Raw genomic sequence first — 13,163 nt, 5'->3', positions numbered from 1 at the left:
AGGTGGCTAACATTTTAAAAACTTCAATGTTAATAATTTTATGGTCTAATAATCATAAAAAAAAAGCAATGTTTAAAAAAACAATTATAGGTACTCTGATTATCGGATGTATTGTTTCTTCATGTAACAATGATGATGACTCTGGTAATGTACCTACCGAATCAAATGTAACACTTAATCTTAGTGGATTAGAAGACTTAGGAAGCGATTACCTTTATGAAGGATGGATTATCGTTAATGAAGCTCCAGTTTCTACAGGAACATTTTCTGTAAATAGTGCGGGAGAATTATCTAGTACTTCTTTTATGGTAAATACAGAATCGCTTAAGGCGGCGGCGGCTTTTGTATTAACAATAGAACCAAATCCAGATCCAAACCCGGCACCATCAGATACAAAACTATTAAAAGGTGATTTCGGAACCGGTAATACGGCAACAGTAGGGTTAGGGCCAGTAGGAGAAGGAGATTTTTCAGCTTCAGCAGGAGGGTTTTTCTTAAGAACCCCAACAGATGAGGCTTCGGGAACTGCTAATAATGGTAATGATCAATTTGGAGTATGGTTTGGTACTCCAGGAATGCCTCCGGCAGCAAATTTAACCTTACCGGTTCTTGATGCAGGATGGAAATATGAAGGATGGGTAGTAGCAGATGGAGTACCCGTTTCTACCGGAACATTCACAATGAATAATACAGCAGATGATAATGCAGGAAACCTTAATGGGTTTAGTGAGACAGCTTCTAATGGACCACAATTACCAGGAGAAGACTTTTTTAGAAATGCTCCAGACGGAGTAACATTTCCATTAGATGTTAGAGGAAAAACGGTTGTGATTTCTGTAGAACCATTTCCAGACAATGCAGCAGCACCATTTTTGTTGAAACCTTTGGTTGGTACAGCAGGTACAGATACCGCACCTACTAGTTATACCTTTGAGCTTAATAGTGCTTCATTTCCTTCCGGAAGTGTAACAAGATAATAGTTCATTGTTATTTTTTGTTAGTTTTAAAGCGCAATCTTTGATTGCGCTTTATTAATTTAAGAAAACTGTATTTTAAGAATTAAGTCTATATCTATCTTAGATGTAGTGCCATTTATTTATATAACTTTGTAAGGTGTTTCAGGATTTTGTTACTAATCAAAATATCTGTGACAATAGATGAAAAAATCAAATGAATTCTGAAAATCAAAATATTTAGATAGATGAAGTTTAATAAAAAGAACATTTCAAATGTGATTTTTGCAATCATATTGATATTATTTTTTATTCCTAATACCAGAGGGATGATGCAGATATTTTTAACCAGAATTTTCTCTTTTAGCCCCGGGATAGTAAAAGTAGAAGAAAGAGCAAAAGTAGCATCATATGACTGGAAATTACATGGAGTAAATACAGCGTCTACTAATTTTAATACAGCAAAAGATAAAGTTGTTTTAATCAATTACTGGGCTACATGGTGTCCTCCTTGCATAGCAGAAATGCCTTCATTGCAAAAATTGTATAATGATTATAAAGATGAAGTAGTATTTCTCTTTGTAACTACAGATGATGATCCAGAATTAAATAAGTTTATGAAGAATAAAAACTATAGCTACCCTATCTATAGATCATTATCAGAGCACCCAAAACCTTTTGTGAGTAAAACAATACCTGCAACTTATTTATTAGATAAAAAAGGAAACATTATTATTGATAAAGTTGGTGCCGCAGATTGGAATAGCACCAAAGTAAGAGAAACTATAGATAATCTATTAGCCGAATAAAATCTATTTTTTAAAATATTTGAAAGGAACCACTAGCATACCAAAACATTCTCCTTTTTCCTTTTTTATATTTTTATGATGCATTTTATGAGCTCTTCTTACTCCTTTGGCGTACCAATTGCTCGTATTTCTGAATGCTTTAAAACGCTGATGTATAAAAATATCATGTACAACAAAATAGGCAATACCGTAAGCTAGAATGCCTAGACCTATAGCTCTTCCTATCCAAAATGTCTGTGAATCATGAAACAAAATACAAGACATACTTACTATAGCATAGAATACAAAGAATAAATCATTGCGTTCCCACCAACTGTCATGATCTTTATGATGATGATCTCTATGTAATGACCACAAAAAACCATGCATTACATATTTGTGAGTGAACCAAGCCATGAACTCCATAATAGAGAAGGCGGCAAGAAAAACTAATATTTGGATAACAACTTTCACAAAATAGGTTTTATACAAAAATAAGGCTAAATTAAGTTTAATCGATAGTCAAAATAGGATTTTGCTAATAATCCAAATTTTTGATAATTCGATACTCGTATACGTGTATTTTTTATTTCTAAAGACGGAGTTTTTTTAAGCTTATTTAATAATTTTTTATAGTAAATAAATGCAGTATATACTCCAAATTTTGCTTCAACAGGAAGTTTTAAAATACCTTGTAAAGCTTTATCAAAATCTTCTTCTATTTCCTTGATAATTTTAAGTTTAGATTCTTCATCAAGTTCATTTAAATTTAGATTCGGGAAATAGGTTCTATTAAGATCTTCAAAATCTGTTTTTAGATCCCGTAAGAAATTAACCTTCTGAAAAGCAGAACCCAAATGCATTGCGCTTTGCTTTAAATCAGCATACTTTTCGGCATCCCCATTCACAAAAACTTTCAAACACATTAATCCAACTACATCTGCCGATCCATAAATATAATCTTTGTATTCTTGATCTGTTAGATAGTTGGTTTTATGCAAATCTAATCTCATACTTTTCATAAATGCTTCATACAACTCCGGACTAATATTATATTGATGAACTGTTTTTTGAAAAGAATTAAGAATAGGATTTAAGCTAATCTTATTTTTAATTGCTTTGTACATTTCCTCTTCAAAATCATTAAATAATTTTTCTTTATCATACTCATGAAATGTATCTACAATTTCATCTGCAAACCTTACAAAACCATAAATATTATAAATATCCTGCCGTATAGAATCTGATAACATTTTTGAAGCAAGCGAAAATGATGTACTGTAGGAATTTGTAACAATTTTGCTACAACTTTGCGATACAGTATCAAAAATAGACTTCATAAGATAGGATTTAAGGTTTAATTGAGTTTGTTATACTGTTGTACTAGGTTTTAACGTCTTGTTATATTTATAATGAGTTTCGATTAATCCAGCTACTAGTTTTCCTGAAATCAAAGATGGAGGTACACCCGGACCAGGAACAGTAAGCTGCCCGGTAAAAAATAAATCTTGTATTTTTTTGCTTTTTAACTTAGGTCTTAGGAATGCAGTTTGTAAAAGTGTATTAGCCATCCCATAGGCGTTTCCTTTGTAAGAATTATATTCTTTTATAAAGTCTTTAATACAAAAGGACTCTTTAAAGATAATGCTATTTTTAACATTTTGATTTGTAAGTGCTTCAAAACGAGTCATCATTTTATCAAAATAACGTTCTCTTAGCTCGTTGGTATCTTCTATTCCTGGAGCTAACGGGATAAGGAAAAACCCATTTTCTTTGCCTTTAGGAGCAGATTCTGGATCTGTTAAAGAAGTGAAATTGGCATAAAACAATGGATCATCAGGCCATTTAGGGGTGTCATAAATATCTCTTGTATGTTGCTCAAAATCGGTATCAAAAAATAAATTATGATGGTTAATATTTTGTAGCTTTTTATCAAACCCTACATAAAAGAGTAGAGAAGAAGGAGCAAAAGTTTTACGCTCCCAATATTTTTCAGAATATTGTCGATATTCTGGCGCTAATAATGTTTCCCCATGATGATAATCTGCTCCGCATAATACAACATCAGCATCTATTTTTTCACCATTTACAATAATGCCTTTTGCATGACCGTTTTCTACTACTATTTTTTCGACAGTCGCATTGGTGTGAATTGTTACACCGAGTGATCTGGCTAATTCTTCCATCCCCGCTATTACACTATACATTCCTCCCCTGGGATGCCAGGTTCCCAACCCAAAATCAGCATAATTCATAAAACTATAAAAAGCTGGAGTATCACTTGGTTTAGCGCCTAAGAACAATACAGGAAACTCAAGAATTTGGATTAACTTTTTACTTTTAAATTCTTTACGAACTTCTTTAGAAATGGTACTAAAAAATTGACCTACTCGTAGAATTGTTTGTTTTGTTACCAGTTCTAATATGGAAACTCCTGGTCGATAGACTAAATCCTTAATTGCAATTTCATAATTATTTTGTGCAGTTTTGATAAACTTTTGTAGTTTAACCGAACTTCCCTTTTCTTCTGCTTCAAAGGTTTCATATATTTTTTCTAATGAATCACCTATCGTGATACTTTCATTGTTTTTAAAGAAAACTTTGTATGCAGGGTGTAGTTTGTCTAACGTATAATAATCAGAGGCTGATGTATCAAAATCCCTAAAAAAACGTTCAAACACATCAGGCATCCAATACCAGGAAGGACCAGTATCGAACGTAAATCCTTCTTTTTTTAATTGACCGGCTCTGCCACCTACAGTCGCGTTTTTTTCAAAAACAGTTACATCATATCCTAATTTAGCCAGATAGCACGAAGCAGAAAGCGATGAAAATCCAGAACCGATGATTGCTATCTTTTTAGACATAACTGAAATAATTATAAAATTAAAACTCAGAAATTAATGAGCTAATTGATTCAAAATAACGATGGTTGTGTCCTGTGTTATTAGGAATATGCATGATTTGTTTGCCTAATATCCATAACTCATTGACTCTATTGGCACATACAATTGTATTAAAATCCTCAAGGTATTTTTTTATATTATCTTTTTCTGGTCTGATAGTGAAATAGGATATAAACACCACATCATCATGAAAAGAAAGCATATTAGGCAGACTGTCTAAAGGAATACTTGGACCCAGATAAATAGCCTTATATCCATGTAAGAGTACTTCATAATTAATATATAATAAACCTAATTCATGTATTTCGTTTTCTGGAAGAAATAAAATAAAAGCTCTATCCGTTTTGGTGGGTTTAGAATATTGAAGTTTTTCAATGTTTAGTAATAGCTTTTGCTTTATTAAATTAGAGATAAAATGTTCATGTGCAGGGCTAATTGTATCTGTCTGCCATAATAATCCTATTTCTTTTAATAAAGGAATAAAAAAATCAACAAATATTTCTTTAAAATTTCTTTTGCTCTCTAGTTGTGAATATGTCTCTAAAAATAGCTCAAGATCATAATTCAACATCGCAATTTTAAAGGAGTTCATAGCCTGGTTTTTGGTGCTATTGTCAGATACGATACTTCTTACATATTCATTAATTTCTTGTGTACCTAATTTAGAAATTCTAGATATTTTGTAACCACTGTTTACCAGGTAAGTAACATTAAGTAGTTTCTGAAGATTTTTTAAATTGTATGTTCTTATATTGGTATCAGTACGATCAGGAGAAAGTAGATTATATCTTTTTTCCCATATTCTTATGGTGTGCGCTTTTACACCACAAAGATTCTCTAGATCTTTAATACTAAATGTTTGTTTAATATTGTTCACTTTTTTTTAGAAATTGTTAAACAAAACTAAGGAAAAGAAAACACTTTTTTTTTCAAAAAATGTTAAAATAGTACCGTTAATTGTTAAAAAACAAACATTTTTTATCAATTTGTTAATGATAAGAGGTTGATAGTGTGGTGTTAATATAGTTTTGTGATACTTAGTATATAATATAGCTTGATACTACTTCATTGTGTATGCTACAGTAGAAGATTTAAAAGAAAAAAATAGAAACATTAGTTTTTAAGAAACGCAAAGCTTTACTAATATGTATTTCGACGGTCTTAGTAGAAATACCTAAAATATCGGCTATTTCCTTATGTTTTTTTTGCTCTAAACGACTAATTTTAAATACTTCTCTACATTTTTTTGGAAGTTGCTCAATAGCTTTTTCAAGTTTTATCCAATTTAAGTCTAATTGGTTTTCTTCTTCACTAGTATACATTTCGAATATGGCTTCCCATCTTAGAGAATCTAATGCATCGTATTCTTTTTTTTGTTGCCGTAGATACATTAGAAATTCATTATGACAAGATCTGAAAAGATAATTTTTTAAGGATGAAGTAATTCGTAAAGTTGATTTTTTTTCCCAAAGCCTAAGTAAAACATTTTGCACCAGATCCTCAGACAATGACGAATTATTAGAAAGCTTATAAACGTAGTTATACAGCCAGGAATAGTATTGATTAAACACTATTTTATAGCTGTCTTGATTTCCGTCTGTAAGCCCCTGAATCAGTAATTTTTCTATGTCCCGACTATCTTTTTTCATTATTAAAATCACCGACTAAATTAAAAAAAATAAAATAAAGTAGGGGATTTATGGTTTTTCTGCATCTTTTAAATAGAAAAAATGAAGAATGGATAATTATTTAACAGTAATTAAGAAGTACTTAGAAGGAGACATTTCGTCCTCAGATAAACAGGCATTACAACAATGGTTGGCTGAAAATCCTGATCATGAAATCCTTTTTAAGCAAGAAATAAAGAAATGGTATGGCACAAACAAAGAGTTGCCAGCAGATCCAAACTCTGCTTATGAACGTTTTATCTACACTATTGAGGAAAAGAAGGCTAAGGTGATTAGCCTAAAATCTTGGTCAGCGGTATTAAAATATGTTGCAGTTCTGGGAGGAGTACTTCTAGGAGGGTATTATTATACCACTCAGAATGTTACTGCTGTTAAAACAAACCCTACTGTTGTTGAAGCAAATACTCAACCTGTAGATAAAATCAAAATTGTTCAGGCAGATGGTACAGTTACATATACTGATTTTAATGATAAAGCAGATATTATAAATGCTAGTGGTAATTTGATTGGTAAAAAAGATCAGAATCAATTTATTGTTCAGCCAGGTAATGAGGTAACCGAAGCTAAGTATATTGAAATCTCTATTCCTAAAGGAAAATTATTTCAGCTCACATTATCCGACGGAACTAAAGTATGGCTAAATGCAGCGAGTAGTTTAAAATTCCCTCAGCATTTTATGCCTACAAAAGAAAATAGAATGGTCTATCTAAAAGGAGAAGCTTTCTTTGATGTTACCAAAAATAAAGAGCAGCCGTTTATAGTAAAAACAGAAAATGTAGATGTAGAAGTTTTAGGAACCCAGTTTAATGTATCTTCTTATGCCGAAGATGCTACGGTAAAAACTACATTGGTAGAAGGTGCTGTGGTTGTCAACGATCAAAATGAGAATACAAGCTCATTGCGACTAATACCCAACGATCAGGCAATTTTTAGTAAGCATAAAAAAATTATGCATAAACAAAAGGTAAATACATCCTTATATACTTCTTGGATGGATAAAAAGATTATACTACAAAACGAATCTTTTGTAGATGCATTTAAAAGGATAGAACGCAGCTATGATGTCTCGATAACAAGTCATAACAAAACATTAAACAATACACATTTTACAGGAGAATTTGATGTAGAGAATATCGAAGAAATCCTGAGAACATTTTCAGAAACTTTAAAATTTACATATGAAATAAAAGGTAAGAACATTACAATCAATCCGTAAAAAAAAGGAAGTGCTGCTACACTTCCCTTACTGATTCGATTATTATTTAACAGAGTACTTAACAATCAAACTTTTCAAAAATATGAAAAAAAAGGGTAATCATGCGCTATTTTCACACGTAGCGTACCAATCAATTGTATTAAAAATGAAACTTACACTGGTTCTATTTAGTTTTTCCATCTTTCAGATGATGGCAACTTCGGGCTTTTCACAAGGCAAAATAGAACTTGATTTTGAGGAAACACCATTATCTGAAGTCATTGAAGAAATTAAAAACCAAACATCATATAAGTTTTTTTACATTAATGATGAGGTAAATCTAAGTCAAAAGACTACAATCCAGGTTAATAAAGAAACTCTGGATAAAGTTCTGGAACTCTTGTTTAATAGAACAGATATCTCATATTCTATTATCGGGAAACAAGTGATATTGAAAAAAACTCATTTACTTAAAGAGAAGATAGAGTTACAACGTGAGATTAAAGGAAATGTCAAAGACTTTAATGGAAATCCATTACCAGGGGCAAATGTGTTGGTTAAAGGAACTACAACTGGAGCTCAAACAGATTTTGACGGTAATTTTGCGATTAATTTATCAGGCGAAAACAATACTTTGATTGTTTCTTATATTGGTTTTGAAACTACAGAGGTAGATGTAACCGGTAAAGATTTTATTGAGATAGTATTACAAGATGCTGCTGCACAATTAGATGATGTAATTCTTGTAGGGTCTAGAAACCCTAGTCGTACTGCTACAGAAACTGCGGTGCCAATTGATGTTATCGATATCACTCAGATGGCTACTCAGGGACCACAGACTTCGATTAATGAAATTTTAAATTATGCAGCTCCTTCATTTACGTCACAGACCCAAACTGTTTCTGATGGGACAGATCATATCGATCCAGCTTCTTTGCGTGGTTTAGGACCCGATCAGGTTTTGGTATTAATTAATGGAAAAAGAAGGCATAATACTTCACTGGTTAATGTAAATGGTACTGTTGGAGCGGGTAGTGTAGGTACGGATATGAACGCAATTCCTACTGCTGCTATTCAAAGAATTGAAGTGTTACGAGATGGAGCTGCTGCTCAATATGGATCTGATGCCATTGCTGGTGTGATTAATATTGTACTAAAAAAAGCGACGGGTAAATTAGATCTTACGCTTACTACAGGAGCTAATTTTAGCGAAAACTCTAATCAGTTTGATGGAGGTAGTGATGGCGAGAAAGTAAAATTAGAAGCAAATTATGGGTTAGCTTTAGGAGAAAATGGAGGATTTATCAATTTTACAGGATCACTTTCTACCAGGGAACCAGCGTTACGTAATCGCGATTATCAAGGAGATATTTTTAAAGGATTTCATGGAGCAGAACGTGTTTTTGCAGCAGGAGGAGGAAATGTTGCAGAAATGACACTTGCAGATTATCAAACCGCTGCTCAAGGAATCACATACCTGGATCAGAGTGTTAAGGACCAGATTGCGGCTTTAGATGTTAATAACCCTGCAGATGTAGATACCTTCAGAGGATTATTGGATATAGATGTCGATGAGGCAGAATTGACAGCTCGCGGATTAACCCGTACAGATTTTAGATTTAAAGTAGGTACAGCCAAATTAAGAGAAGGGAAATTCTTTGCCAATATGTCTATCCCGCTAAGTGATGATACCGAGATTTATAGTTTTGGTGGTATTAGTTATCGACAAGGATTGGCATCTGGATTTTACAGAAGACCAGCACAAGGAGATGGCAGAGCTAATACACCAGCATTTCCTAATGGATTCTTACCTAATATAGGAACAGATATTGTTGACAAATCTATCGCACTGGGAATCAAAGGTAAGATTAAGGATTGGAATGTGGATTTCTCGAATACATATGGGATCAATACTTTTGATATCACTGTTGGTAATTCTAGTAATGGAACCTTGGGCGTTGCAACACCAAGAACCTTTGATGCAGGATCATTAAGTTTTATGCAGAATACTACTAATCTGGATATTAGCAAATTTCATGAAGATATTTTTGAAGGATTTAATGTTGCAATGGGAGCAGAGTACAAAGTAGAGAACTACTCTATTACAGCAGGGGAGGAAGCTTCTTATACCAGTTATGATATTAACGGAAACCCCGTAACCAGTACTACTCCCGATAATGAATTAGTTCGAAATAATTTCACGGGAGCTGTACTTGGCGGAGGTTCACAAGTGTTTAGAGGATATGACCCGAATAACGAAACCGATAAATATAGAAATAGTATTGCAGGTTATATCGATCTGGAAGTTGATTTTACAAAGCAATGGTTAGTTAGCTTGGCAGGGAGATATGAAAACTATTCTGATTTTGGAGATACTTTTAACTATAAACTAGCAACCAGATATAAGATATCAGATAATTTTTCTGTACGAGGGGCCAATAGTACTGGATTTAGAGCACCGTCGTTACATCAGCAATTTTTTAGTAGAACCAGTACAGTTTTTGTGGATAATCAACCTTTTGAACAAGGTACATTTACCAATGATAGTAGAGCAGCGACTTTAATTGGGATAGCAAAATTAAAGGAAGAAACCTCTGATAGTTATAGTCTTGGATTTACGGCAAAAATTCAGAATTTCACAATCACTGCAGATGCCTATTTGATTACTATCGACGATAGAATAGTGTATAGCGGTAGTTTTGGAAACGGAGGCGATGCAGAGCTTACTCAGATATTTGAGGATGCAGGAGCTACCAGTGCACGTTTCTTTGTTAATGCAATTGATACCAAGTCTCAAGGTATAGATGTTGTGGTTTCTCATAAAGCCGACTTTGGGGAAAATGCAACTTTAAAAAGTGATCTGTCTGCCACATTTGCAGAAACCGAGGTAGAGGAGATTAGAATTCCGGCTAGAATTGCAAGTGCAGGTCAGGGAGGTAACTTCTTTGATGCTCAGGAAGAAGCTTTTCTAACGTTGGCACAACCAAGAACAAAATTAAGCCTTACCAATGCATTATCTATCGGAAGATATAATGTACTATTAAGAAACGTATTTTTTGGAGAGGTAACCGATCCAGATGATTTTAATGGAGACCCAAGAGTCGAAGGAACAGTAGTTAGTAATGATGCCGTTTATGGAGGAAAAGTCATAACCGACCTTTCTGTTTCTGCAAAGGTTTTTGAAAACCTTAATATTACCATAGGAGCTAACAATTTATTAGATGTATATCCCGATGAAAATAGAGCAGGAGGAACTGCTGGTGATCAGTTTGTGTATTCTCGAAGAACATCACAATTTGGATATACCGGAAGATTCTTATTTGCAAGAATTAATTTTAGCCTATAGTTGAGTTTGTATTATTAGTTTAATACAGTAATAGGCAGGGATAAATTTATCCCTGCCTATTTTTTAAATCATCATTATAACAGCAAGAAGTGAAGCTACACTAAATAATAAGCAGAGTTTTGCAAAGAAATAACTATTAATTTTTAGGTTAGTTTTCATGATTGATCGTTTTAATATTATACAAATTAAATGCGGAAAAACTATTCTTTATAAACGTAATGCTTTATCTATGAATAGCATGACTACAGGCCCCAGGAAGGCTTGATAAAAAACTAAGAACTACTCTGAAGTTAAATCTGAATTTGGTTCTAAAAAGATTCATAATATTTTTTTTAGTGTTGAATATCTAATTGGTTGCAGTTATGAGTTTTAATCATAACATTATGAATCAAAGGTAATTAGAGTTATTGTCTTTCCAAATACGTGGAAATACGTAATTTTATATTGAAGAATGTGAACTAAAAGAGAAAGGGTTTTCTTGTGATTGAATATTTTGATAAATAAAAAAAGGTATTGGTGGTTTTGAAGAATGTAATTCTCTAAGAAAGAATATTGTGTATTTACTACTTTGAATGATGTGCATTATAATAGTATAGTGTGCCCAGAGCGGGAGTCGAACCCGCACGCCCTAATGGACACATGGCCCTCAACCATGCCTGTCTACCAGTTCCAGCACCTGGGCAGTATGAATACTACAATATAACATAAAACTAAAAAAGTACCGTAAAAATTACGATACTTTTTAGTGACCGGGCTGGGGCTCGAACCCAGGACCCTCTCCTTAAAAGGGAGATGCTCTACCAACTGAGCTACCAGGTCATTGATAATTTCATTATCAGATATTTTTAAGAACTGAATAAATAATAATCAACTATTATTTATTTGTGACCGGGCTGGGACTTCCTTCGACTATGCTCAGGATATACTTCTAGCCAACATCACTTTCAATTTTTTTAAATAAACAATAGTTATATCTATAATTACTATTTATTTATTTGTGACCGGGCTGGGGCTCGAACCCAGGACCCTCTCCTTAAAAGGGAGATGCTCTACCAACTGAGCTACCAGGTCAGACATTCTTTTTTCCTTGAATGCGGGTGCAAATATACTATCATTAATTTATTTTTCAAGAAGAAATTCATATAAATTTGCATTTTGTTTAAAATGATGTTTTTTTTGAGTAATATCTATTTAATTTTTACGGTATGAATATAGTTTTAATGGGGTATATGGGAAGCGGAAAATCCCTGGTAGGCAAAGACTTGGCTGCTAAAATGAAATTGAGTTATCTTGATTTGGATGATTTTATAGAAATTCAAGAAAAAAAATCAATTAGAAAGATTTTTGATGATCAAGGTGAAATATATTTCAGAAAAAAAGAATCTTTATACCTTAAAGAGGTGTTAGAGACATATAAAAACACTATTATTTCTCTTGGTGGAGGTACACCTTGTTTTGCAGGTAACTTAGAAATTGTAGCAAATAATGAAAATGCAAAAAGTATATATTTACAAACCTCGTTAGATGAACTAACAAAAAGGGTATTTGCAGAACGAAGCAAACGGCCATTGATTTCTCATGTTACTACACCAAACGAGCTTAAAGATTTTGTCCGTAAACACTTGTTTGAGCGATCTTTTTACTATAATCAAGCTGATTACAAAGTAATCACTGATCAAAAAAGTAAGGATCAAATAAGCGAAGAAATTAAAACTTTTTTATTTTAAAATAGCAAGGTCCTCATCTCCAAACTTTACAATGATATGCTCATGTAATGAAGTAGATAAAGAGATTCCTTTAAAATCGGCCTTAATTGGGTATTTCTTATGGTTTCGGTTAACCAAAACCGCAGTTTTAAATCTGGTAAGAGGAACATCAAGAAAATGTTTTACACCATAAATAAGAGCAGTACCCGAATTAAGCACATCATCTGCAAGAATTACAGGTTTGTTTTGATACTCAGCTGCGTCGATTGAAGTTTTTACAGTGTTATGAGGAGACTTTTTATTCATTGTAACCTCACATAACGTTATTTTTAAGTCAGAGATATCTTCTAATATGACTTTTAAGCGCTCGGCAAATATATATCCGTTTTCTGCTATCCCTGCAATTACAATCTCTTTTTCATTAACATTAGTTTCATAAATCTGATATGCAATACGTTTTATTTTGTGTTGTATTTGTTCGTGAGTAAGAATTATATTGTTGTCGGTTTGCATATTTCAGAATTGTTGATTGCTATTTATAATAGTATAAATAAACTATTACTAATGATTGTTTTTAATTA

The 13,163-nt window shown here is 32.8% G+C and carries 11 protein-coding genes and 3 tRNA genes; 5 read left to right on the top strand and 9 right to left on the bottom strand.

What is annotated here, in order from left to right; all coding sequences use genetic code 11:
* The first annotated feature begins 68 nt into the window (after positions 1–68).
* Together Z054_RS0103680 and Z054_RS0103675 are read left to right on the top strand one after the other, a co-directional pair.
* Positions 69–977 carry an anti-sigma factor domain-containing protein gene (locus tag Z054_RS0103680; protein WP_024768742.1) on the top strand — a complete coding sequence of 303 codons (909 nt, stop codon included), beginning with the start codon at positions 69–71 and terminating at the stop codon, positions 975–977.
* Positions 978–1,201: 224 nt separating this feature from the next.
* The gene (locus Z054_RS0103675; RefSeq protein ID WP_024768741.1) at positions 1,202–1,762 is read left to right on the top strand and encodes a TlpA family protein disulfide reductase; all 561 of its coding nucleotides are present in this window, start codon (positions 1,202–1,204) and stop codon (positions 1,760–1,762) included.
* A gap of 3 nt (positions 1,763–1,765) precedes the next feature.
* On the opposite strand, the gene Z054_RS0103670 is transcribed toward Z054_RS0103675, so the two are convergent.
* The 5 genes from Z054_RS0103670 to Z054_RS0103650 form a co-directional block, all read right to left on the bottom strand.
* Positions 1,766–2,215: a sterol desaturase family protein gene (locus tag Z054_RS0103670; protein WP_024768740.1), complete on the bottom strand. Its 450-nt coding sequence runs from the start codon at positions 2,213–2,215 to the stop codon at positions 1,766–1,768.
* A 26-nt stretch (positions 2,216–2,241) separates the two neighbouring features.
* Entirely contained in the window at positions 2,242–3,081 is an 840-nt protein-coding gene (locus Z054_RS0103665) for a phytoene/squalene synthase family protein (protein WP_024768739.1), read from the bottom strand.
* A 30-nt stretch (positions 3,082–3,111) separates the two neighbouring features.
* On the bottom strand, positions 3,112–4,608 hold the full coding sequence (locus Z054_RS0103660; protein ID WP_024768738.1) for a phytoene desaturase family protein: 1,497 nt from the start codon (positions 4,606–4,608) through the stop codon (positions 3,112–3,114).
* A gap of 19 nt (positions 4,609–4,627) precedes the next feature.
* Positions 4,628–5,524, bottom strand: coding sequence for a MerR family transcriptional regulator (locus Z054_RS0103655; RefSeq protein WP_024768737.1), 897 nt, complete (start codon positions 5,522–5,524; stop codon positions 4,628–4,630).
* Between the two features lie 214 nt (positions 5,525–5,738).
* Positions 5,739–6,296 (bottom strand): RNA polymerase sigma factor, encoded by a 558-nt coding sequence (locus Z054_RS0103650; protein WP_024768736.1) that lies wholly within the window; start codon positions 6,294–6,296, stop codon positions 5,739–5,741.
* 88 nt (positions 6,297–6,384) lie between these two features.
* Here Z054_RS0103650 and Z054_RS0103645 point away from each other — a divergent pair, with 88 nt between their 5' ends.
* Together Z054_RS0103645 and Z054_RS0103640 are read left to right on the top strand one after the other, a co-directional pair.
* Entirely contained in the window at positions 6,385–7,551 is a 1,167-nt protein-coding gene (locus Z054_RS0103645) for a FecR family protein (protein ID WP_024768735.1), read from the top strand.
* Positions 7,552–7,633: 82 nt separating this feature from the next.
* Positions 7,634–10,876 carry a TonB-dependent receptor gene (locus tag Z054_RS0103640; protein ID WP_024768734.1) on the top strand — a complete coding sequence of 1,081 codons (3,243 nt, stop codon included), beginning with the start codon at positions 7,634–7,636 and terminating at the stop codon, positions 10,874–10,876.
* A 598-nt stretch (positions 10,877–11,474) separates the two neighbouring features.
* On the opposite strand, the gene Z054_RS0103635 is transcribed toward Z054_RS0103640, so the two are convergent.
* The 3 genes from Z054_RS0103635 to Z054_RS0103625 all read right to left on the bottom strand — a co-directional run bounded on the left by Z054_RS0103635 (position 11,475) and on the right by Z054_RS0103625 (position 11,947).
* Positions 11,475–11,558: transfer RNA gene (locus Z054_RS0103635), tRNA-Leu, on the bottom strand.
* A gap of 64 nt (positions 11,559–11,622) precedes the next feature.
* Positions 11,623–11,695: transfer RNA gene (locus tag Z054_RS0103630), tRNA-Lys, on the bottom strand.
* 179 nt (positions 11,696–11,874) lie between these two features.
* A tRNA-Lys gene (locus Z054_RS0103625) sits at positions 11,875–11,947 on the bottom strand.
* 134 nt (positions 11,948–12,081) lie between these two features.
* Here Z054_RS0103625 and Z054_RS0103620 point away from each other — a divergent pair.
* Complete coding sequence (locus Z054_RS0103620; protein WP_024768733.1) at positions 12,082–12,603, top strand: shikimate kinase; 522 nt, start codon at positions 12,082–12,084, stop codon at positions 12,601–12,603.
* On the opposite strand, the gene Z054_RS0103615 is transcribed toward Z054_RS0103620, so the two are convergent.
* Positions 12,595–13,095 carry a phosphoribosyltransferase family protein gene (locus tag Z054_RS0103615; protein WP_024768732.1) on the bottom strand — a complete coding sequence of 167 codons (501 nt, stop codon included), beginning with the start codon at positions 13,093–13,095 and terminating at the stop codon, positions 12,595–12,597. The two genes, Z054_RS0103620 and Z054_RS0103615, sit on opposite strands and share 9 nt — an antisense overlap.
* Positions 13,096–13,163: the final 68 nt, after the last annotated feature.

Origin of the sequence: Aquimarina macrocephali JAMB N27 (assembly GCF_000520995.1) — a bacterium.
In the GTDB taxonomy this organism is placed as follows: domain Bacteria; phylum Bacteroidota; class Bacteroidia; order Flavobacteriales; family Flavobacteriaceae; genus Aquimarina; species Aquimarina macrocephali.
This window is presented reverse-complemented; position numbering and strand designations above follow the sequence as displayed.